General features: G+C 60.7%; 22 protein-coding genes and 1 tRNA gene. 13 read left to right on the forward strand and 10 right to left on the reverse strand.

Features of this window, described 5'->3' with window-relative positions:
• Positions 1–96 precede the first annotated feature (96 nt).
• From RBB29_RS05700 to RBB29_RS05730, 7 genes are all read left to right on the forward strand, one after another.
• Positions 97–171: transfer RNA gene (locus tag RBB29_RS05700), tRNA-Glu, on the forward strand.
• A gap of 268 nt (positions 172–439) precedes the next feature.
• On the forward strand, positions 440–1,369 hold the full coding sequence (locus tag RBB29_RS05705) for a DMT family transporter (protein WP_306113594.1): 930 nt from the start codon (positions 440–442) through the stop codon (positions 1,367–1,369).
• A gap of 197 nt (positions 1,370–1,566) precedes the next feature.
• On the forward strand, positions 1,567–1,953 hold the full coding sequence (locus RBB29_RS05710; protein WP_306113595.1) for a Fur family transcriptional regulator: 387 nt from the start codon (positions 1,567–1,569) through the stop codon (positions 1,951–1,953).
• Between the two features lie 31 nt (positions 1,954–1,984).
• Positions 1,985–2,632 carry a DUF2796 domain-containing protein gene (locus tag RBB29_RS05715; protein ID WP_306113596.1) on the forward strand — a complete coding sequence of 216 codons (648 nt, stop codon included), beginning with the start codon at positions 1,985–1,987 and terminating at the stop codon, positions 2,630–2,632.
• Complete coding sequence (locus RBB29_RS05720; protein WP_306113597.1) at positions 2,598–3,329, forward strand: ABC transporter ATP-binding protein; 732 nt, start codon at positions 2,598–2,600, stop codon at positions 3,327–3,329. Before RBB29_RS05715 ends, RBB29_RS05720 begins: the two co-directional genes overlap by 35 nt.
• On the forward strand, positions 3,326–4,576 hold the full coding sequence (locus RBB29_RS05725) for an ABC transporter permease (protein ID WP_306113598.1): 1,251 nt from the start codon (positions 3,326–3,328) through the stop codon (positions 4,574–4,576). Before RBB29_RS05720 ends, RBB29_RS05725 begins: the two co-directional genes overlap by 4 nt.
• Before the next feature lie 19 nt (positions 4,577–4,595).
• Positions 4,596–5,096: a DUF3299 domain-containing protein gene (locus RBB29_RS05730; RefSeq protein WP_306113599.1), complete on the forward strand. Its 501-nt coding sequence runs from the start codon at positions 4,596–4,598 to the stop codon at positions 5,094–5,096.
• A 19-nt stretch (positions 5,097–5,115) separates the two neighbouring features.
• Here the strand turns inward: RBB29_RS05730 and RBB29_RS05735 are convergent, their stop codons facing one another.
• Positions 5,116–6,018, reverse strand: a complete 903-nt coding sequence (locus RBB29_RS05735) for a LysR family transcriptional regulator (RefSeq protein WP_306113600.1) — start codon at positions 6,016–6,018, stop codon at positions 5,116–5,118.
• A 160-nt stretch (positions 6,019–6,178) separates the two neighbouring features.
• Between RBB29_RS05735 and RBB29_RS05740 the strand changes: the two genes are divergently transcribed.
• From RBB29_RS05740 to RBB29_RS05765, 6 genes are all read left to right on the forward strand, one after another.
• Complete coding sequence (locus tag RBB29_RS05740; RefSeq protein WP_306113601.1) at positions 6,179–7,510, forward strand: FAD-binding oxidoreductase; 1,332 nt, start codon at positions 6,179–6,181, stop codon at positions 7,508–7,510.
• Between the two features lie 107 nt (positions 7,511–7,617).
• Positions 7,618–8,658 (forward strand): polyamine ABC transporter substrate-binding protein, encoded by a 1,041-nt coding sequence (locus tag RBB29_RS05745; protein WP_306113602.1) that lies wholly within the window; start codon positions 7,618–7,620, stop codon positions 8,656–8,658.
• A 66-nt stretch (positions 8,659–8,724) separates the two neighbouring features.
• Positions 8,725–9,819: an ABC transporter ATP-binding protein gene (locus RBB29_RS05750; protein WP_306113603.1), complete on the forward strand. Its 1,095-nt coding sequence runs from the start codon at positions 8,725–8,727 to the stop codon at positions 9,817–9,819.
• Between the two features lie 11 nt (positions 9,820–9,830).
• A complete protein-coding gene (locus RBB29_RS05755; RefSeq protein ID WP_306113839.1) occupies positions 9,831–10,700 on the forward strand; it encodes an ABC transporter permease in 870 nt (289 codons plus the stop codon).
• On the forward strand, positions 10,700–11,524 hold the full coding sequence (locus RBB29_RS05760; protein WP_306113604.1) for an ABC transporter permease: 825 nt from the start codon (positions 10,700–10,702) through the stop codon (positions 11,522–11,524). The genes RBB29_RS05755 and RBB29_RS05760 overlap by 1 nt, the downstream gene beginning before the upstream one ends.
• 132 nt (positions 11,525–11,656) lie before the next feature.
• Entirely contained in the window at positions 11,657–12,451 is a 795-nt protein-coding gene (locus RBB29_RS05765; RefSeq protein ID WP_306113605.1) for a phytanoyl-CoA dioxygenase family protein, read from the forward strand.
• Between the two features lie 41 nt (positions 12,452–12,492).
• Here the strand turns inward: RBB29_RS05765 and RBB29_RS05770 are convergent, their stop codons facing one another.
• From RBB29_RS05770 to RBB29_RS05810, 9 genes are all read right to left on the reverse strand, one after another.
• Positions 12,493–12,894 carry a response regulator gene (locus tag RBB29_RS05770; protein WP_306113606.1) on the reverse strand — a complete coding sequence of 134 codons (402 nt, stop codon included), beginning with the start codon at positions 12,892–12,894 and terminating at the stop codon, positions 12,493–12,495.
• 126 nt (positions 12,895–13,020) lie between these two features.
• Positions 13,021–15,318: a response regulator gene (locus RBB29_RS05775; protein WP_306113607.1), complete on the reverse strand. Its 2,298-nt coding sequence runs from the start codon at positions 15,316–15,318 to the stop codon at positions 13,021–13,023.
• 9 nt (positions 15,319–15,327) lie between these two features.
• Positions 15,328–16,068, reverse strand: a complete 741-nt coding sequence (locus tag RBB29_RS05780) for an ABC transporter substrate-binding protein (protein WP_306121115.1) — start codon at positions 16,066–16,068, stop codon at positions 15,328–15,330.
• Positions 16,069–16,242: 174 nt separating this feature from the next.
• Positions 16,243–16,635, reverse strand: coding sequence for a Na+/H+ antiporter subunit G (locus RBB29_RS05785; RefSeq protein WP_306113609.1), 393 nt, complete (start codon positions 16,633–16,635; stop codon positions 16,243–16,245).
• The gene (locus RBB29_RS05790; RefSeq protein ID WP_306113610.1) at positions 16,632–16,919 is read right to left on the reverse strand and encodes a K+/H+ antiporter subunit F; all 288 of its coding nucleotides are present in this window, start codon (positions 16,917–16,919) and stop codon (positions 16,632–16,634) included. The genes RBB29_RS05785 and RBB29_RS05790 overlap by 4 nt, the downstream gene beginning before the upstream one ends.
• The gene (locus tag RBB29_RS05795) at positions 16,916–17,416 is read right to left on the reverse strand and encodes a Na+/H+ antiporter subunit E (protein WP_306113611.1); all 501 of its coding nucleotides are present in this window, start codon (positions 17,414–17,416) and stop codon (positions 16,916–16,918) included. The genes RBB29_RS05790 and RBB29_RS05795 overlap by 4 nt, the downstream gene beginning before the upstream one ends.
• A 1-nt stretch (position 17,417) precedes the next feature.
• Complete coding sequence (locus tag RBB29_RS05800) at positions 17,418–18,959, reverse strand: monovalent cation/H+ antiporter subunit D (RefSeq protein WP_306113612.1); 1,542 nt, start codon at positions 18,957–18,959, stop codon at positions 17,418–17,420.
• A complete protein-coding gene (locus RBB29_RS05805; protein WP_306113613.1) occupies positions 18,956–19,324 on the reverse strand; it encodes a Na+/H+ antiporter subunit C in 369 nt (122 codons plus the stop codon). The genes RBB29_RS05800 and RBB29_RS05805 overlap by 4 nt, the downstream gene beginning before the upstream one ends.
• A gap of 1 nt (position 19,325) precedes the next feature.
• Complete coding sequence (locus RBB29_RS05810) at positions 19,326–22,205, reverse strand: monovalent cation/H+ antiporter subunit A (protein ID WP_306113614.1); 2,880 nt, start codon at positions 22,203–22,205, stop codon at positions 19,326–19,328.
• Between the last annotated feature and the right edge of the window lie 68 nt (positions 22,206–22,273).

The following is a 22,273-nucleotide window of genomic DNA, read 5'->3' on the forward strand; positions in this document are numbered from 1 at the left end:
ATAAGCCGTCTACAGGCGCCATCACGCCACTTTTTTGCAAAATGCCTCTTGCGTCGGCCCCGGGTTTTGCCTAGAGAACGCCTCACGCCAAGGCATGGCCCGTTCGTCTATCGGTTAGGACGCCAGGTTTTCAACCTGGAAAGAGGGGTTCGATTCCCCTACGGGCTGCCACTCTATTTCATCAAGATTTTGAGCATCAAAGGTGAAATGGTCTTTGGCGAATCCTCAGCTCCTATGATGCCCGTCACCTGGACAGTGATTGCTCGGCATCAAATCACTTCGGACAGGGACGAAATGCCGGGTGTCTTCGGTTAAATTCGCAAATAACCGGCCATAGGCAGTCGAACCCTCCGCGATCGCAGGTCCGGCGGCCAAACTCACTTGTTTCTGCAGTCAACTTCAGCTTTTCCAACTCTATCCACACCAGCTAACGTTGGGCATGGCCAATAGTTCAGATATCAAGACGCCTGATAATGTTCGTCTCGGAGTGGCGACCATAGTCGGGACCGTGCTCGCACTTTCGCTAGGCGACGCACTCATTAAGGCACTCGGGGGTGGCGGTGGTATTGGTGTCTGGCAGCTATTTGCTGTTCGCTCTCTGTTGGCCTTCCCAGTTCTCCTTGTCGGAGCTTTACTGATCTTTGGCTCACATAGACTGGCACCAAGGTCGATTCCTTGGATTGCTGTCCGATCATCCATGTTGGCGTTGATGTGGATCGCCTACTACCTGTCGCTTCCGCTTCTTCCATTGGCAGTCGCAGCAGCTGCTTACTACACCCTACCTCTGTTTATTGTAGCGTTCGCTGCCATTTTTGGGGACGAGGCCGTGGGCCGAACGCAGTGGGCTGGCGTCTTTTTGGGCTTTCTGGGAATTATCCTCGTTTTGCGCCCGGGCGGCGAGGCGTTCCAGTGGGCTGCACTTCTTCCGATATTTTCCGCAATTCTTTATGCGGCGGCGATGATCCTGACACGAACAAAATGTCTGAACGAGCACCCTGCAACACTCGCGCTTGGGCTAAATGCGACCTTCATTCTTTTCGGGTCGGCTGGGCTGGCTCTGGGGGCGTTGTTGGGATTGGACACCGCCGGGTTTTTGACGACTTCATGGGTGGCCATGTCACCCGAAGAATGGCGAAACATCGCGATCCTGGCGGCGCTGATCCTCGTCGCGTCTGTTGGAACTGCTGTTGCCTATCAATCCGCCCCAGCCTCAACCGTCGGCACGTTCGACTTCGCATATGTGGGCTTTGCATTGATATGGGGAGCAGTCTTTTTTGATGAACGACCCGATGCAGTAGCGGTTACTGGAATCGCACTCATTGTGGTCGCTGGAATGCTCGCAGTTCGGCGGCCAAAAATCACAAGCTGACCTTTTCTTCGAGATTTTCGGCGGCAGCAAAGTCTACAATCGTGCCGCTGACAGTTGACGATCTATAGCTGGCCGAAATTGCGCCAGGTACCACTATGGCTCAAATGGAGGCACCGTTGACCATCCTGGTGCGGGCCTCCCCCCTTGAGATTTGTTACTTTATAAAATAGAAAATTCTCACCAACGGAGGGTCGACCATGAGAAAGCGCGCCACCGCGCGGCAGGACGATGTCTTGAGCGTTCTGAATGCGTGTGAGAGACCTCTGACCGCCTACCAGATCCTCGAAGAATTGCAGGCGCAGGAGCCGGAAATCGCACCGCCGACCGTCTATCGCACGTTGTCGGCACTGACCGAACAGGGCCGCGCGCATCGGCTCGAATCCATCCGTGCCTTCGTGCCTTGTCGGTGCAATCATGCCGAAAGCGTCCCTGTCCTCGCGATTTGTGAAGACTGCGGAGCGGTGGAAGAGCATGATGGCAGCGGCGTCTTGCAGCACCTGACGAAGCTCACCGACCCCGGCGCGTTCCGCGCGAAACGCCATATCGTCGAAATCCATGGGCAGTGCCGAACCTGCGCATCGTGACCTTATCTGACTCAGCCATATTGGACATCACATGAAACACGCACTTTCCCTGATCCCCCTTCTTGCCGTGGCCCCGGCATTTGCAGAAGACACGCGCCAGCTTGACGCGCATGAACACGGCGTCGGTGCTTTGAATATCGCCATCGAAGAGACGACCGTGGCGATGGAATTCCATGCCCCCGGGGCGGACATTGTCGGCTTTGAATACGCCGCTGAAAGCGAAGCAGATCGCGCGGCGGTGGACGCGGCTGTCGCCACGCTTGCAACCCCTCTCGATCTTTTCGTGATGCCAGATGCGGCCGAATGCTCGGTAACCCAGGCAAGCGCCAAGCTGGAAAGCGACGAGCACCACGACCACGACGAACATGATCATGCAGAACATGATCACGACGAGCACGATCATGAGGCGCACGAACATGAAGAACACGGCGAACATGACGAGCATGCCGCGCACGATGACCATGACGACCACGCGGATGAGGCTCAGCATTCGGAGTTCCATGCGGAGTACACGCTCAGCTGCGCGAACCCATCGGCCCTGACAGAAATCAACTTCGCCTATTTTGAAACCTTTGAAAATGCACGGGAACTGGACGTGCAGATCGTCACCGGTTCGGGCGCGCAGGCATTCGAGGTGGAGCGTGATGCCCCGGTGCTCGACCTGCGGAGCCTGTTCTGAATTGGCACCACCGGTCCTTGCGCTTTCCGAGGTCCGTTTTCGCTGGCCCGGCAGGACAGGGTTCTCGTTATCCTTGTCGAACCTCACGGTCGATGAGGGCGAAACCGTGCTTCTTCTGGGGGAAAGCGGGTCCGGCAAATCAACGCTCTTGTCGCTGATCTGCGGCACGCTCCTTCCCGTGAAGGGCAAGGTGCAGGTCGCGGGGACTGATATCACCACGCTTTCGGGTGGATGCCGCGACCGGTTCCGTGCCGAGCAGATCGGCGTGATTTTTCAGCAATTCAATCTCCTGCCCTTCGGGACCGTGGCCGACAACATCCTGCTCCCCCTCCAATTCGCCCCTGAACGGCGCAAACGCGCGGGCGATGCAAGGGCCGCCGCCGCGTCGCTCTGCCGGGAACTTGGCCTGCCCGATGAGGTGTTCACCGCCATGGCCCGGACCCTGAGCGTGGGGCAACAGCAGCGTGTCGCCGTGGCCCGCGCCCTGATCGGTCACCCGCCGCTTATCATCGCCGATGAGCCGACATCCGCGCTGGACGCCAATAGCCAAGCGGCCTTCTTGGAGCTGCTGTTTCAACAAACATCGGCACATGGCACCTCCCTCCTGATGGTGAGCCACGATCCGCGGCTGGCGGATCGGTTCGACCGTGTTCTGCGCATGGAAGAGATCGCCCGGATCGAACGGGTGGCCGCATGATCTTGCGTCTGGCCTTGGCATCGCTTCTGGCGCGGGCGCTGACGGTCGGGATGACCATCCTTGCCATTGCCCTGTCCGTGGCGCTCTTTCTGGGCGTTGAAAAGGTGCGTACCGGGGCGAAGGCCAGTTTTGCCGACACGATCTCTGGCACAGACCTGATCGTCGGGGCCAGGTCGGGCTCGGTACAGCTTTTGCTCTATTCGGTGTTTCGCATTGGCAACGCGACGAACAATGTCACCTGGCAAAGTTATCAGGATATCGCGGCGCGCGGTGACGTCGAATGGATCGTGCCGATCTCGCTTGGTGACAGCCACAGGCAATTCCGTGTCATGGGAACGACACAAGGTTTTTTCGAACACTACAAGTACCGGCAGGGCCGATCGCTTGAGATCGCGGATGGTCTTGTCATGGAAGACCTCTTTGATGCGGTCATCGGCGCGGATGTTGCCGCCACGCTGAACTACGGGGTGGATGATCCGATCGTGGTGGCCCATGGCATCGCGTCATTTACTGAACATGAAGATCAGCCGTTTCGCGTCGCGGGTATCCTGGCGAAGACCGGCACGCCGGTGGACAGAACCGTGATCGTCAGCATGGAAGCCATCGAGGCGATCCATGTGGACTGGCAAAGCGGCGCGAAGATCCCGGGGCAATCCACCCCCGTGGAGGTCATCCGCCAGATGGACCTGACACCAAAAGCCGTGACCGCGGCGCTTGTTGGCGTCGAAAGCCCGCTGCAGACCTTTGCGTTGCAACGGGCGATCAACGAATACCCCGAAGAGCCTTTGCTCGCGGTCCTGCCCGGCGTGGCACTACAGGAACTCTGGGGCATCGTCGGGATTGCGGAAACCGCGCTTCTTGCGGTGTCGGCGATGGTGGTCGTGACCGCGCTGATCGGGATGATGGCCACGATCTTTTCAAGCCTGAACGAAAGACGCCGGGAAATGGCAATCTTTCGCGCGATGGGGGCGCGGCCCGGGACGATCCTCGGCCTTCTGATCCTCGAGGCCATGCTGACCGCTGCGATTGGCGCCCTTCTGGGCCTTGCGCTGCTCTATGCCGGTCTGGTGATCGCCCAGCCGATCCTCGACAGCGCCTATGGCCTCTGGATACCGATCACCGCGCCCACGATCCGCGAGGGCGTTGTTGTGGTGGCCGTGATCGCCGCTGGCGCAATTGTGAGCTTCTTCCCGGCGTTACGGGCCTACCGGATGTCGCTGGCAGATGGTATGATGGTGCGGACATGATGCTGAAACCGAGATCACCATGCTGAACCGCAGGCTCACCTTGTTGCTGCTGGCCGGGGGTGCGGTTGCGCCCGTGGCGGCGTTTTCCAAGAGGCCCCGCGAAATCATGTGGGACGACCTCATCCCGCCCGGCGTGCCGTATTCGGAGATCATTGGCGAAGGCGAGATGGACGTGGTCAACGACACCTGGAATCCCGTCTATGACGCCAATGGCACCAAGCTGAACGAATCCCTGAATGGCGCCTATATCAAGATGCCCGGCTTCATCATTCCCTTCGACGTAACGGCTGCCGGGGTGAGGGAATTCATGCTGGTCCCCTATGTCGGCGCCTGCATCCACACCCCGCCCCCACCGGCAAATCAACTTGTGATGGTCAGTGCCAAGGACCCCTGGCCCGGTGATCAACTGTGGGAAGCGGTCTGGGTGACAGGCACCATGCGGACGCAATTGCAATCAACCAATTTCGGTCAGACCGGCTATTCGATCTCCGCGGACGAAATGGAGGTCTATGTCTGGTAGGCTGGCCCACCGAGTCAGTTCAAGGATCAGAGATAGCGTAGGGCACCAGTTGTTCGCTGATGCGCGCCTGGAACAAGGCTGCGGCAATACCCGCCGGCTGCCCGCGGTTCGTGATCATGGCCAATTCATGCACGACAACCGGTTTGAACGGACGCCAGGTGACACCATCGCCCAAAGCGGCGGTGCCGTTCACCGGATCAATGATCGACACACCATTGTCCGCCGCCACCAGATTGCGCGCAATGGCATAGAAATAGCTTGAGGCATTGTGGATCAACGGCGTTTCCGCATGTGACATGATCCGCGCAAGCTGTCGGTCGATACTGTGATCACCGGTGATCGCGATGACAGGACGATTTGCGAGATCCTGCGGGGTGATGACCTCCCGGGCAGACAGCGGGTCATCCTCGCGCATGATGCAGACGCATTCCATGCTCACCAGCCGCGTATCAAGACCCGCCACGGGCACCGGCGCGTCAATCAATCCAATGTCGATCTGCCGACTGCCAACCCAGGAGGCAATCCGACGGGAACTATGTACCCGCAGCTCGACATGGGTCCCGGGATAGTCACGCTGGAAATCCGCGATGACGCGGGGCAGGAAGTTATAGGACATCGCCCCGTTGGTGGCGATGCTGATCCCCGCGGTTGCGCCCGATCTTATCTCGTCGGCGCGCTGTTCGATCCGGGCGAGAGCGGTGATGCCCTGCTGCACCTCTTCGTAAAGCAGGATCGCCTCGTTGGTGGGCGCAAAGAAACCCCGGTCACGGTGGAACAGCCGAAACCCCAACTCCTCCTCCAGCTTGCCAAGAGCCACGCTGACCGCGGGTTGCGACAGGTTGAGGCGTTGCGCCGCCCGCGACACGGACCCGGCATCGAACAAGGCGTTGAAGACCTCGAGATGTCTTAGTTTAAGTCGCAAATCACCCCGTCCAAGATGCATAAATTTTTCGAATACAAATATTATCTATATTGAATTGCTTAATTAATGTCACGTTACTACCGTCGTGAAATGTTCACGCAAAACGGCCCCCAGGATACAGCATGGCGAACCACCGGCAGGGCGGGAGGCAGGCCACGTGATGACTGAAGCCACCGCGCAGTCGATTTGGGCCAACGGATGGAAAGACGCGCCATACTGGCTCGACGGATACCCCGCACCGGAACGGATCGACGCATCGCTGCCGACGGCGGCGGATGTTGTGATCGTCGGGTCGGGCTATACCGGGTTGAACGCGGCGATCGAGACCGCGCGGGCGGGCCGCTCGACACTTGTGCTTGATGCCGAGGCACCGGGTTGGGGGTGCAGCACCCGCAATGGCGGGCAGATCAGCACCAGCGTGAAACCGTCGCTTGGCAAGCTCTCCGCCAAATTCGGCCTCAACCGCGCCCGTGCCATCCGGGGGGAAGGTGAGGCAGCACTCGACTGGATCGAGACGCGGATTTCCGACGAGGGGATCGACTGCGACTTCCACCGATCCGGCCGGTTTCACGCCGCCCATAGTGCGCAAAGCTACGAGCAACTGATGCGCGACGCGGAGCGCCTGAAGGCCGAAGAAGGCATCGAAACCCAGCCCGTTTCGCGGCAAGACCAACGGTCCGAACTGGGCACCGACGTCTACCATGGCGGATTGATCTTTCCGCGCCACTCGGCGCTCGACCCTGTGCGCTATCACCGCGGATTGCTCTCCTGCGCGACGGATGCAGGCGCGACCGTGATCGGCCATTGCGCGGCGACCGACATCAGGACGATCCATGGCGGCCATGAGGTCACCACCGAAAAGGGTGTGGTCCGCGCACGTGACGTGATCGTTGCCACGAATGGCTATACCGGCCGCCTGACGCCATGGCTGCAACGGCGGGTGATACCGATCGGCAGCTACGTGATTGCCACCGAACCGCTTGCCCCGGACCTGATCGACAGGCTTTTCCCCACGGGCCGCATCGCGAGCGACACCTGCAAGGTCGTCTATTACTATCGAACCTCGCCGGATCGTCGGCGCATTCTCTTTGGCGGACGTGTGTCGGCGGGCGAGACTGACCCGGCGCTCAGCGGGCCGCGACTTTACCAGGACATGTGCCGGATTTTCCCGGATCTGCGCGGCACCCGCATTTCGCATTCCTGGATGGGGACGGTGGCCTATACCTTTGATGAATTGGCCCATACCGGTACCCATGACGGTATTCACTATGCCATGGGGTATTGTGGATCGGGCGTGTCGATGGCCAGCTACCTGGGCATGCGCGCGGGACAGAAAGTGCTGGGCCTTAAGGACGGGCAAACCGCCTTTGACGACTTGCCCTTCCCGACCCGGCCCCTCTACACCGGAAAGCCTTGGTTCCTGCCCCCGATCGTGGCGTGGTATCGCTGGCGGGACCGGGTTCAGCATGAGAGGGCCAAGAGCATCGGATGAGAACACCCGGACGGTACATCGCCAGGCTGTCCGGCGCAGAAAAATGGCGACCAAGGGCGACATGACAAAGCGCCGCCCGTTCAAGACAACAAAGGAGGAAAACCGGAATGAAGATCAAGACAACAACGGCCCTTGTGGCCGGATTGCTGGCAACAACGGCCATGGCTGCGGATAAATCGGTGACGATTGCGTCCTGGGGCGGCTCGTATCAGGAGGCGCAGAGCAAGGCGCTCTTTGAACCGGCTGCCGCGAATACCGGCATCGAGGTCAAGCAGGAAACCTATGGCGGCATGTCCGACGTGCGCCTGCAGGTCAGCTCGGGCCAGGTCACGCTCGATATCGTGGCCAGCGGGTCGGGATCGGCCGCGCGCGCCGCGGCTGAAGGGCTTCTTGAGCCGCTGGATTACGACGTGATCGACGTCTCGAACTTCTATCCGACGCTCTATTCCGAGTATTGCGTGGGCGGTGACGTGTTTTCCACGGTCTACGCCTGGAACACGGACACGTTCGGCGACGATGGCCCGCAAAGCTGGGCGGATTTCTTCGATGTCGAAAAATTCCCCGGCAAACGCGCCTATCGCGGCAAGGTCGCGGGCGCGCTGGAGCCTGCGATCATGGCCGATGGCGTCGCCCCCGAGGATGTTTATGAGGTGCTGGGCTCCGAAGAAGGGATCGAACGCGCGCTGAACAAGATCCGCGAGTTGAAGCCCCATATCGACGTCTTCTGGACCTCGGGTGCGCAGCATGCGCAGCTCATGAAGGATGGCGAGGTCGACATGACCACCGGCTGGAACGGGCGGTTCGACAATGCCAAGAAGGATGGCGCCAACGTGGCCTATAGCTTCAACCAGGCGCTTCTAGACTACGACTGCTTTGCCATCCCCAAGGGCGCGCCCAACAAGGACGTCGCCATGGAGTTCCTGAACGAGATCTCCAAGCCGGAGTACCAGGACGACCTGCCCAAATACATCACCTACGGCCCCACCAACAAGGCGGCCTATGACACGGGCGAAATCACCGCCGAGGTGGCCGCCGGTCTGCCCTCCTCTCCGGACAACGCGGCCATGCAAGTGCCTGTCTCGCTGGAATGGTATGCTGAGTGGGAAACCATTGCGGCCGAGATGTATCAGGAAATGCTGACGGAATAGGCGTCCGGCAACCAAGAAAAAGTCGCGGGCAAGCTCTGCCCGTGACACAAGGATGGGGACAGGTAAGTGACAAAGACAAAGCAGGGCGCCCTGCCGATCAGTGTGCGCAACGTGACCAAGACCTATGGCCCGGTCCATGCGCTCGACGACGTATCGCTCGACGTGCAAAGCGGAGAGTTCCTGACGCTTCTGGGGCCGTCGGGGTCGGGCAAGACAACGCTTCTGATGGTGTTGGCGGGCTTTACGCGTCCGGACCAGGGCAGCCTCAAATTCGGCACCGACGAGGTGATCCGTAAACCGCCACACCTGCGCGATGTGGGCATGGTCTTTCAGAACTACGCGCTCTTTCCACATATGACCGTGGCGGGCAATGTGGGCTACCCCCTGCGCCTGCGCCGTGTCCCCAAGCCCGAGATGGCCGAGCGGGTCGAACGCGCGCTTGAGACGGTACAGCTTGGCGGTTACGGCGAGCGGCGCATCGACCAGCTTTCGGGCGGGCAGAAGCAGCGCGTGGCGCTGGCCCGCGCCATCGTGTTCGAGCCGCGCATCCTCCTGATGGACGAGCCGCTTTCGGCGCTCGACAAGAAACTGCGCGACCGGATGCAGATCGAACTGCGTCACCTGCATGAAAAGCTCGGCATGACAACGGTTTACGTCACCCACGACCAGCGCGAGGCGCTGACCATGTCGGACCGGATCGCGGTGGTCAATTTCGGCCGGATCATGCAGCTTGCCACCCCGCAGCAGCTCTACGATCAGCCCGAGAACCGCTTTGTCGCGGATTTCATCGGCGATTCCACCTTCCTTGATGTGCGCCGCGATGGCGACGCGCTTGTGGCCGGGGGAACCACGCTCCAAACGACCCGGCCTGTGCCGGAGGGTCAGAGCCTGTCGCTGATGATGCGGCCCGAGCGTCTGCATCTGCTGACCGGCACCGCAGCGGATGATGTGAACGAATTCACCGCCACGGTGAGCGAAGTCGTCTATCAGGGCGAGAGCTTCCTACTATATGCGGCCCTTGACAGCGGCACCGAAATGGCCGTGCGCGGCGCGATCCGCAGCGGTTCATTTGCCGCGCTCCCCAAACCCGGCGAGACGGTTCGCCTTGGCCTAGAAAGCGCCGATACGGTGATACTGGCAGACGAGGAGCCGCACCCGTGACCGCAACGGACATGAACGCCGCCGGCCTGAGGCGCGATGAAAGGCTGGAACGGCTGAAGCTCTTCGGGCTGAGTTCGCCTGCGATCCTGCTGGTGCTGGTGATCCTCGTCATCCCTGTGGGTTGGCTCTTCTACGTGTCCTTCATCGGCGCCGACGGCACGTTTTCGATGGAAAACTATGAGCGCATGGTCAAGCGCAAATCCTATGCGCGGATCTTCCGCACCACCTTCGAGGTCAGCCTCCTGACCACCGCGCTTTGCATCCTGATCGGCTATCCGCTGGCCTATTTCATGTCGCAACTGCCCAACCGGATCGCCAACCTCTGCCTTATCACCGTGCTCCTGCCCTTCTGGACGTCGCTCCTGGTGCGGACCTATGCGTGGCTGGTGCTGCTGCAGAAGAAGGGGCTGGTCAACAACTGGGCAATCAACCTTGGTCTCTGGGACGAGCCGATCAAGATCGTGCATAACCTCAATGGCACGCTGATCGGGATGGTGCATATCATGCTGCCCTTCCTCGTCCTGCCGACCTATGGCGCGATGAAGGCTATCGACCGCGACTACCTCAAGGCCGCAGCCAATATGGGCGCAAGCCCCGCGCGCGCCTTCTGGACCGTGTTTTTCCCGCTCTCTACCCCGGGGCTTTTCGCGGGCGCGCTGATGGTCTTTGTCCTCTGCCTCGGCTTCTTCGTCACGCCAGCGGTGCTGGGCGGTGGCAAGGTCATCATGGTGTCGATGAAGATCGTCTCGAATATCGAGCTTTTCGTGAACTGGGGCGCAGCCAGTGCGCTTGGCGTTGTCCTTCTGGTCCTCACGGTGGTGGTGCTCTGGATCGCGTCACGCTTCCTCAAGCTCGAACAGATGACCGGAGGGGGCCACTGATGCTGAAATGGTTGCGCAGCCCCGCGTCGGAAACGCAGGTCACCCACGGCCAGCGCCTCTGGCTCTACATCTTCTGCGGGATCACCATGCTTCTGCTGGTGACGCCGACGCTCATTGTCATTCCGATGTCTTTCTCGGACTCGCAATATCTCGAATTCCCGCCCGAGGAATGGTCCACCCGTTGGTACAATCATTATTTTGGGTCCGAAGAATGGATGCGCGCCACGCGCACCTCCTTCACCGCGGCGATCCTCACGATGCTCGTGGCCACGCCGATCGGTGTGCTGGCGGCCTATGGGCTGCATGCGTCGAAACTGCCCTATATCCGCGCGGCCTTTGTCCTGCTCATCACGCCGATGATGGTGCCGGTGGTGCTGGTCGCGATTGGCGCCTTCTATGCCTATGTGAAGCTCAAGATCCTCTACACGATGACGGGGCTTGTCCTCGCGCACACGATGCTGGCAATCCCGCTGGTACTGATCGTGACCGGCTCGGCGCTCAAGAGCTATGACATGAACCAGGAAAACGCCGCACGTTCCCTCGGCGCGCCCCGATGGAAGGCGTTCCTGACCATCACCCTGCCCCAGATCCGGTTTGCCGTCGTCACCAGCGCGCTGCTGTCCTTCCTCACCTCCTTTGACGAGGTGGTGGTGGCCATGTTCATCTCGGGCGGTGACAACCCGACGCTCACCCGCAACATGTTCAACGCCCTGCGCGATCAGATCGACCCGACCATCGCATCGATCTCGACCATCATGATCGTGGTGACCACCGTGATGATGGCCCTGGCGCAGATCTTTGGGCGGAGCAAATCCGGCAACTAAAAACGGCGCGGCATGGGCGGATGGAAAGGCGGCGCATCCTCCGCCCCTTGCCCGCAATCGCATCTTTCCAACCTGCCGCAGAAGTTGATATGGCATGACGCCAAGAAGGCCGTCAGGCAAAGGACATCGACAATGCACCCGCTTCTCACCCAGGCTCATATCGACAGTTTTCAGCGCGACGGTGTCGTCCTCATCAAGGATCTGTTCGCCGATCATGTTGAGACGATCCGCGCGGGCATCGAACGGAACATGACCGACCCCGGCCCCTACGCGGCCGAGAACCTCAAGGAGGGCGAAGCCGGGCGGTTTTTCGACGATTACTGCAACTGGACCCGCATCCCGGAATTCGAAGAGGTGATCCGCACCTCTCCGGCGGCGGAGGTGGCGGCGGACCTGATGATCTCTCGCGGCGTGCAGATGTTTCACGACCACGTTCTGGTCAAGGAACCCGGCACCTCGCAACCCACCCCCTGGCATCAGGACGGCCCGTATTACTTCGTCGAAGGCCGGCAAACGATCAGTTTCTGGTCGCCCATGGATGCGGTCACCGATGCCAGCCTGCGCTGCGTCGCTGGCAGCCACGCCTGGCCCAAGCCGGTCCTGCCGACCCGGTGGCTGGCTGAAACCAGTTTCTACCCGGATGACGACACATACATGCCCGTGCCGGACCCGGACGCCGAGGCGATGGAGGTCCGGGAATGGGCCATGGCACCGGGCGACGCGGTGGCGTTCAACTTCGGCACGCTGCACGGAGCGCGGGGCAACACGACGGCGGCGCGGCGGCGGGCATTCTCGCTCCGGCTCATCGGCGATGATGCTCGGTACGTGGAGCGACCCGGGCCGACCTCGCCACCCTTTCCGGGCCATGACATGAAAGCCGGTGAGAGGCTGCGCGAAGACTGGTTTCCAGTCATCTACCATCGCTGAACCGGCGACGGCACACCTTTCCAAAAAAAAACGCCGTCAGCTTACGTCTGACGCGCTGTCAGCGTGTTGATGGCATGCAGAAGCTCTTTGAAATCCGTGGGTTTCCCCAAGGCGAAATCGGCCCCGAGCGACCGGGCGGTTTGCAGGATGCTCGACATGCCCTGGTTATGAATGGCACCCGATACGGCGATGATCGGCATGTCTTTTTGCCACTGCTCCAAGTTCCAGCTCAGCGGCCCCCGAAGCCGGGAGATCAGCGATATTCCCCCATCGGGAACCGACCTCTGATCCTTGAAGACGATGATATCGGTAATGAGCAGATCATATCGCGCTTCCTTGAGCGCCTCAAAGGCCTCCGACGCGGCGCGGACCACAGTAACCGAATGATTTGCATCCATCAGCAACTCGCCCAGGACCGACGTGTAATCGACGTCGTCATCCATCAACAATATCTTGGCCACATCAAAATCCCATCACGTTTTACCATCCGGTGCGGCTGTTATAGCCCCGTCTCTTTCAAAGGCCACCGCAAAGCATTCATGTCACCGGTCGCTGCGATCATATGACATTCAATCCGCCGCCTCGAACTGGCTCAACTGCTCTGCCAACACCTTGGCAAGCTCCGCCGGGGGGCACGGCTTCTGCACCAAGGGCGCGACAACCGACCCCATCTCGGCCGTTGTAAACCCGGTATAACCCGACATGTAAACGATCGGCACATTGGGGCGTATGTCGCGAACGCGCTTGGCCAACTCGAACCCGCCGATTCCGCCGGGCATGACGATATCGGTCAGCATCAGGTCAAACGCCTGTCCGCCTTCAACGAGATCCAACGCCTCCTGGCCGGATCTGGCCACGACGATGTTAAAGCCTAATTCGCCGAGCAGTTCCTGCATCATCTGCAACAGGCTCTCCTCGTCCTCGACAACCAGGATTTGCTGACCATCACCGCGCGAAATCGGCAGGCGCGTCATCGGCTTTTCACGTTCGTTGTCGATGGTACCCCGCGGCAGGATGAGGCGAATGGTCGTCCCGAACCCGAGTTCGGAGTAAATCCGCAATTCGCCATCGGATTGCTGAATGAAACCATAGACCATGGACAGCCCAAGACCCGTGCCGGAATTCGTATCCTTGGTGGTGAAAAACGGGTCAATCGCGCGCATCTTGACCGCGTCGGGCATGCCCGGGCCATCGTCGGTGACCGAAATTTCGACATAGCGATAGGCGCGTTCATCATCGCGGGCCTGGTCCCGGGCGTGTTCCTCGCGCATGCCCTGCGCGATGTAGGATTGCTGATCCTGGCGGCGCATTTCGAGATCGGCGTCGACCTCGTCAATGGCCCGCGCCTTGACCACGATTCGGCTCCCCTTGCCGCTGCGCATGATGGCGTCGCGGCTGTTGAGCGTCAGGTTGAGCAGGGCGTTGTCGAGCTGCCCATGGTCACAATGCACAAGCAGTTCCGGGTCAGGCGGCAAAAACGTAAGCTCAACCGTTTCTTCGATGGTCGGACGCGCCAGCGCCTCGAACTCCGCGAAGCTCTCGACAAGGGACCGGGACCGGGTGAGGCCGGGTTGGCGCTTGGCAAAGGCCAGAAGCCTGCCGGTCAGCTCCCTGCCCCGCTCAACCGCGCCAATCGCGGTGTTGAGCACCCTGTCGGAGCGTTCGGAGATGTTGTCCGAGCGTGTCAGTTGCATCGCGTAAAGGATGGTGGCGAGGAGATTGTTGAAATCATGCGCAATACCCCCGGTTAGCTGCCCAAGCGCATCAAGCCGCCCTTTGCGTTCCACCTGCTGCCGGTTCCTTTCAAGCTGCGAGACGTCGTCAAGAACAACCACGGACCGCAGCCTGTTGGACGGGTCATCCACCACCGCACTCGAGACGCGGACGTAACGGTTTTCCTTGCTGTTGCGGCTGGTCATAAGGTGGGTTTCGCCGGTGAGTGTCTGACCGGCCAGCGCGCGGTTCACTGGGTCTGAAGAGGCATCAAGCGGATGCAGGTCAACGACATGCAGAAACTTGATCTCCTTGGGCCATTTGAAGGGCGTCGGCTCCGATTTGCCGCCAAGCATGTGGCGCGCGGCAGGGTTGATCACCTCGACCGTGCCGTCATGGTCAAGACCGATGATCCCGTTGACGGTGGTGTCCAGGACCGCCCGCAACTGTTCGGACGTGGCGCTCAGGTCGCGGCGAATATCGCCAAACCGCTGCCGCGTGACATTCACCGCCGACACAACGGATTCCAGGTCGTTTTCCTCTTGCGGCTTGTTGGTTTCCAGCGCCAGGTCAGTGTCGCGCGTCAGCCAGTCCGCCTTGGAGACATAATCCCCGATGACGCGCAGATGACGGCTCACCAGGTGGTTGAAAATCACCAGGATTGCAATCGAGGCGAGACCCGTTTTGGCCATGTTCGACAGGAAGACCACAAGGATCTGCGCGTAGATATTCGACCAGATCCGCGCGCGGCTCAGCCCCAGTTCCAGCGTGCCCACACGGGTTTCGCCATTGACCGGATCGGGATGCACCAGGTCGATGACGCCGGTCCTCAACTCCAGGCCGGCCGGCGTCTCTCCTCTCTCCCAAACGCGCCCGGCATCCGCCGAGAGTTTCAGATAGGCCACATCGGCCTGCGCATGAACACCATTGAGGACAAGATCAACCTGCCGGTCGTCAAAGGACCACAGCGCATTGCTGAGGCTGCGGCCATAGCCCCGCTCAATGTCCCCGGTGATCTCCTGCAGGGCTTCGTCCTGCTGCCGGAACGCCAGGTAAAGCTGCACCGAGGTCGCGAGCGCCGACAGGATCGTGCTGCAGAGCAAGACCGCGACGAGCAACCTGAGGGCCAGAAGGTTGTTGAACTTCCTCGACATCGTAACGCCCTAATTCACCCCGTGCTTCGCCAGCAAGTCCGCCAGGGACCCATCCGCTCGCATCTCGGCAAGCGTTCGATTGAAATCCGCAACGACCCTGAGGTGATCGGGTCGCGACAATGAGACCGCCATATGCACCTGCTGTGTGGCCAGCGGCGGATCCAGTACCTCTATCTGATCCATCAACGCAGGATCACCTCGGAGGATCGAGTGACGGACGACGTCAACGCTGTCGAGGGTCAGGTCAACCCGCCCGGCGGCCACCATCTGGAGCCCCTGAAACGTGGTTGTCACCTCGAACTTGTTAAGAAACCCCGCCGCGTCGAAGGCCGGTTCATAAAGGAATCCCGCGCCTACCGCGATCGTGTAATCCGTCAGGGATTGAAGCCCGTCATATCGGGCATCGCCCCCCGTCTTTTGCACAAACCGGATTTCCGTGTCGTAGAACGGATCGGAGTAGTGGACGAATTCCTGCATCTCGGCATCGAGGAAAAGGCTGGTCACGATATCGTATTCGGCGGTCTTCGCGCCGTGCACGATCCGCGGCCATGGAAGGATGGCGGCCTCAACCTCATACCCCGCGCGGGTCAGAACCGACTTGGTGACATCCATCGCGATGCCCAATTCAGGCAGGTCGCCCCCCGAAAAGGGCGGCCATTCATCCGCAACAAGGGTAAGCGGCTCCTGCGCGGTGGCTGGTGGCACCACCAACAACCACAGCGCAGCCCCAAGGACGACATTCTTCAGCACCGACAGCAAGTGTTTTCCAATCCCGTAATTCACCAGTCAAATGAGCTGCGGCAATGATCGAATCGCCACATTTTTCGAAATAGCATAGCTTCGCGATTTCTACCTTAGGGTGTTATTAACAAATTTTAAAGGATCGCTTGGGTTGCGCTGCTCGCCCGGCTCCAGCAGCCTGCATCAGCTCGATGTATCGGCCTCGGCAAGCTCGCGATCTTCTTCCGGCACGTTGTAGGTCGACCAGGTCCCGTCGCGGGGCGGTGACGGCGGCGTGTCGCAGGACCGTTTATGCATGTTCACCTTGGCAATGAAGTTGGCGGAAATCGGTGCCGTGACGAAGAGGAACGCCATGATCAGCAACTCGTGCATGGAACCCTCACCATAGGTGTAGGAGTGGATCATCGACGCCAGGAGAAGCGAGCCGACACCCACGGTGCCAACCTTTGTCGGCGCGTGCAGGCGGGTCATGGAATCGTTGAATTTCAACAGCCCGATCGAGCCGACCAGCGAAAAGATCGCGCCGACGAAGAGGCAGATGGCAACGGCAAAGGTGGCTATCACGTCCATACTCATTCGATGATATCCCCCCTCAGAACGAAGCGCGCATATGCCACGGTCGAGACGAAACCCAGCATGGCGATGATAAGGGAAACCTCGAAATAGATCCGGCTGCCCTGCGCCACGCCCAAGAGGACAATCATGCCGATTGCATTGACCACCATCGTATCGAGCGCAAGGATCCGGTCGCCCGTATCAGGGCCGATGATGAGGCGGATCATCGCCATGATCTGTGCCACACCGATCGCAACGAAGGCGACAATAAGGGCAATGTTCATCAGGTCTGATGCGAAGCTCATACGAATATCCCCTTCAAGCGGCGCTCATAACGCTCCTTGATCTGATCACGCACCGCGTCGGGATCATCGGTATCAAGGGCGTGGACCAGCAGGCTGTGCCCCTCGTCGGACAGGTCCGCAGAAACCGTTCCGGGGGTCAGCGTGATGGTCCCGGCCAGGACCGAGATCGCCTCGGGCTGGACCAGGTCCAATGGCACGACGACCCAGGCGGGGCGCAGTTTGGAATTAGGCCGGGTCAGGACGATCCAGGCCACCTGCACATTGGCCACGAGGATATCCCACAGCACGATCACCATATACGACACCATGCGCGTCAGCCGGATGCCCTGTGGCCGGTCGGGCCACCAACTGGCGGTGGCCCGCGGGATGATGATCCCGAGGATCAGGCCAAACACGACCATCCCGGCGGAGACCTGATTTTGCAGCAGGATCCAGACGACAGCCAACAGGAGGGTCAGGAAAGGGTGTGGCAACAGCCAATGGAAGATCTTCACCATGTCAGTGGTCCTCCTTCGGAATACTGAGCTTGCCGGGCGAGTCGAGCACGGTCGAGATATAGGGCTCTGGCGCAAAAAGCTGCGCGGAAAGCGCGTTCATATAGGCCTGGACAGGCCCGGCGAAAACCGTGTGCGCGATCAGCAACGCAATCAGCCCGCCGACGGCGACATAGGACAGGGTCGAGGGTCGGGCCTCGAGCTCCGCATCTTCGGAATGGGGGATGCTTTCGGCCTTCCAAAACACCGTGCTGCCCGCGCGGGCGAACCCGACGACACTCACGAGGCTGGCGCTGAGGATTACGGCCCAGGTCCAGACCATCAGCGGCGAGGTAAAGGCGGCATCGAGGATGAGCAGTTTGCCCAGGAACCCCGACAGCGGCGGCAGGCCGGTCATCGCAATGGCGCCAACGAAGAAAAGCCCGGCTGTCATCGCTGCACCCGAAACCGGCGGGGCCGCGGTCAATTGCAGATCACCGCGTCCTGCCCGGGCCAGATCGACGATCAGGAAAAGCGCCGCCGCCGCGAAGGTCGAATGGATGATGTAGTAAAGCGCCGCGGCAATCCCCTCGGGCGTGAAGAGCGAGATGGACACCATCACCATACCCATCGACCCGATCACCGCAAAGGCCACGAGGCGGTTGAGTTGCCGCGCGGCGAGAACACCCACCATGCCAATGGCCAGCGAGATCAGCGCCGCGGGCAGGAGCCACAGGCCCTGTAACCCGGCGGTCACCTCAAGATCCGGCGGGAAGATCATCGTGTAGACCCGGATGATCGCATAGGCCCCCACCTTGGTCATGATCGCAAAAAGGGCCGCCACCGGGGCGGGCGCCTCGGCATAGCTCGACGGGAGCCAGAAATGCAGCGGCACCACCGCGGCCTTGATCGCAAACACCAGCAGCAGGAGTACGGCCGCCACGCGAATGCCGACTGTAGCCTCCGGGTCAATGAGCGTCACCCGCTGCGCCAGGTCCGCCATGTTGAGCGTCCCGGTCTCGGCATAGATCGAGCCGAGCGCGAAGAGGAATAGGGTCGATCCCAGCAGGTTGAAGAGCACATATTGCACCCCTGCCCTCAGCCGCACATTGCCGCCGGAATGGATCATCAGACCGTAGGAAGCGATCAGCAGAACCTCGAAGAAAACAAAGAGGTTGAAGAGGTCACCGGTCAGGAACGCGCCCATGATCCCCATGAGCTGAAACTGGAAAAGCGCATGAAAATGCCGCCCCCGCTCGTCCCAGCCGGAACCGATCGAAAAGAGCAGCACGAAGAGCGCCAGCACCGCCGTCAGAAGGATCATCATCGTCGACAACCGGTCCCCGACCACGACGATACCAAAGGGCGCGGCCCAGTCGCCCAGACGATAGAGGAGGACCGTGCCATCGGACGTCTGCCAGGCCAGGCCAGCAGTGATCGCGATCAGCGCCGAGACGCCTGCAACAGAGAAAACCCGTTGAATGCCAATGTGGTAGCGTGCGGCCAGCACGATGAACGGCGCGAGGATCGCGGGCAGGACGACGGGCATGATGATCCAATGGGTCATGTCGCGTCCTCCGCCACGGGTTCGGGTTCCGGGTCACCCGGCGGGATCTGATCATCCACATTGTCGTCCCCGGCGCCCAGGTAGGCGCCCAACGCGATCATCACGATCACCGCGGTCATCCCGAAGGAAATCACGATGGCCGTCAGGACCAGCGCCTGAGGCAGCGGGTCGGTATAGGCCTCGGCCCCTTTGATCAGGATGGGCGATGCCCCGACGGTCAGGCGTCCCGACGCGAAGAGAAAAACGTTGACTGCATAGGTCAGGAGCGACATCCCAAGGATCACCGGGAAGGTGCGCAGGCGCATCACAAGGTAAAGACCTGCGGCCGTCATAATGCCGATGGCAGAGGCGACAAGCAGTTCCATATTACACCTCCCCCCCTGCTGGTTTTTGTGCTGTATCGGGCGCCTTGTTCCGCGACGGGTCGATATCCATCGCATGTTCGCTGTCCCTGACATGGGCCCGCCGCGCCAGCCGTGAGAAACTCTCCAGCGACAGCATCACCGCGCCGACCACCGCCAGGAACACGCCCAGGTCAAAGGCGGCCGCCGTGGCCAGTTCGAACTTGTCGAAGGGCGGAATGCGGACATAGGTGAAATCCGAGGTCAGAAACGGTTTGCTCACAAACCAAGACCCGATCCCGGTGAGACCCGCGACGAGAACCCCGGCACCGATGATCCCGTGATAGGGATACCGAAGCCGCGCCGAAGCCCAGCTGAACCCGCTGGCCATGTATTGCATCACGACACCAATCGACACGATCAGCCCCGCGATGAACCCGCCGCCCGGTTCGTTATGGCCGCGCAGGAAGATGTAGAAACCGACCATCATCACCACCGGCATCATCACCCGGGTCAGAACCACCATCATCATCGGGTGCATGTCCCCCGCGCGCGGCTGATCCGGCTTGCGGTTCAGAAGGCGCGCGCGAACCGGGCCGGAAAGCAGCGTTTCGGTCAGCGCGTAGATGAGGAGCGCCGCGATGCCGAGGACGATGATCTCGCCAAAGGTGTCAAAGCCCCGGAAGTCCACAAGGATGACGTTTACCACGTTGGTCCCGCCGCCGCCCTTGTAGGAATTGGCCAGGTGGAATTCGGAAATCGACGGCGCGATGAAATCCCTCAGCAGGTAGTGATACGAAAGGCCCGCCGCCGCCACGCCGCCGGCAATGGCAATCGCCCCGTCACGGGTTCGCCGCAAGACGGAGCTTTCGATGGGGGTCCGGTTGGGCAGGAAGTTCAGCGCCAGAAGCAGCAGGATCGCGGTAACCACCTCGACGGTGATCTGCGTCATCGCAAGATCCGGCGCGCTGAAGAAGACGAAACCGATCGACACCATGAGGCCCACGATCCCGATCAGGATGAGCGACAGAAGCCGGTTGCGGTGCAAGAAGACCAACCCGCCGGTGGCCGCCACCAGCATGACCCAGCCCGCAATCGGCACCGCGCCCGCAGGCTGCAGCGCCCGGGTCATCTCGCCAACGGCGCCCGTGCCATAGGCATGCACACCCGCGGCAATCACCGTGACCGCCATGATCGCGCCGTACCGGCTGAAGGCGCCATCATGGAGGGGATGTATCAGGCGGCGCGCCAGTCCGACGGCGCCTTCGATGATGGCTTCGAAGATCACCTTGGCCTCGGGGCGCGGCGTCGCGTCCCAAAGGCGCAGGGCCGGACGGTAAATCGCCAGCAGGATCAGCCCGCCAACCACCGCGGCAATCGACATGTAAAGCGCAGGCACCAGACCGTGCCAGATCTTGATATATTTGACCTTGAGTTCCGCCGTACCGCCGATCACCGACTTCGCAACAAGGATCACGAAGTCCTGCACAAGGAAGGGGGCAACGCCGATCACGACGACCAGTACCACAAGAATGGCTGGCGGCAACCACATGCCGGGACCCGGGTCATGCGGATTGGCGGGATAGTCGTCGCGCACCGGACCGAGGAACACATGGCTGATGAAGCGGAAGCAGTAGGCCGCAGAGAAAAGCGACCCCAGGACGGCCAGCGCCGGGACAAGCCAATGCGAGCCGAAGAGCATTGTGTGATGCGCCTCCTCCAGCATCATTTCTTTTGACAGGAACCCATTCAGAAGAGGAATGCCCGCCATTGACAGCGCCGCCAGCGTGGCAATGACGAAGGTGACCGGCATCAGGCTGCGCAAGCCGCCCAATCGTCTAATGTCGCGCGTATGCGCCTCGTGGTCGATGATCCCCGCGGACATAAAGAGCGCGGCCTTGAAGGTCGCGTGGTTGAGGATGTGAAAGACAGCTGCAAAGGCACCAAAGGCCGTGCCCGTTCCCAGGAGCATGGTGATGAGGCCCAGATGGCTGACCGTGGAGAAGGCCAGAAGCGCCTTGAGATCATGTTTGAAGAGCGCGATGACCGCACCCAGGACCATTGTGACAAGGCCCGCCGTGGTGACGATCATGAACCATTCCGGCGTACCCGACAGCACCGGCCACATCCGCGCCATGAGGAAGATCCCCGCCTTCACCATCGTCGCCGAGTGCAGGTAGGCCGACACCGGCGTTGGTGCGGCCATCGCGTGCGGCAACCAGAAGTGGAACGGGAACTGCGCCGATTTGGTGAAACACCCCAGCAGGATCAGCAGCAGCGCAGGCAGGTAGAGCGGCGAGGCCTGGATCAGCTCGCGGTTCTCCAGGATGACGCTCAGGTCATAGCTGCCGGCGATCTGCCCCAGGATCAGCATGCCACCGACCATCGCAAGCCCGCCCATACCCGTCACCGCCAGCGCCATCCGCGCGCCCTGACGCCCTTCGGGCAGGTGTTTCCAGTAGCCGATCAGCAGGAAGGACGACAGCGAGGTCAACTCCCAGAAAACCAGCAAAAGCAGGATGTTATCGCTCAGGACGATCCCAACCATCGCGCCCTGGAAGAGCAGCAGGTAGGTGAAGAACTCGCCCATATTGTCGTCGCGCGACAGGTAGTACCGGCCATAGGTGATGATGAGCATCCCGATGCCCAAAATCAGGCCGGCAAAGAAGAACCCGAGCCCGTCGAGCATCAGCGTGAAGTTCAGACCAAGCGACGGAAGCCAATCAACCCGCGCCAAGACAACGTCGCCGGCAAGCACCGCGGGCAGGTTCGTAAGCAGGCCCACGAAGGCCGCAAGCGAGACGATGAAAGTCACGCCCGCACAGGCCTGCCGTCCAGCAGAATTCATAAGACCCGGAAGAAGCGCGCCCAGAAACGGCAAGGCGACGATTAGGAAAAGTGACACACGGCCCCCTGATTAAAGAACTTTGAGCATTCTTTGAATTCGATGCTCTTTGAAGATAGTTCAGATAT

This window comes from Roseovarius sp. MMSF_3359, from assembly GCF_030733385.1.
Taxonomy (GTDB): domain Bacteria; phylum Pseudomonadota; class Alphaproteobacteria; order Rhodobacterales; family Rhodobacteraceae; genus Roseovarius.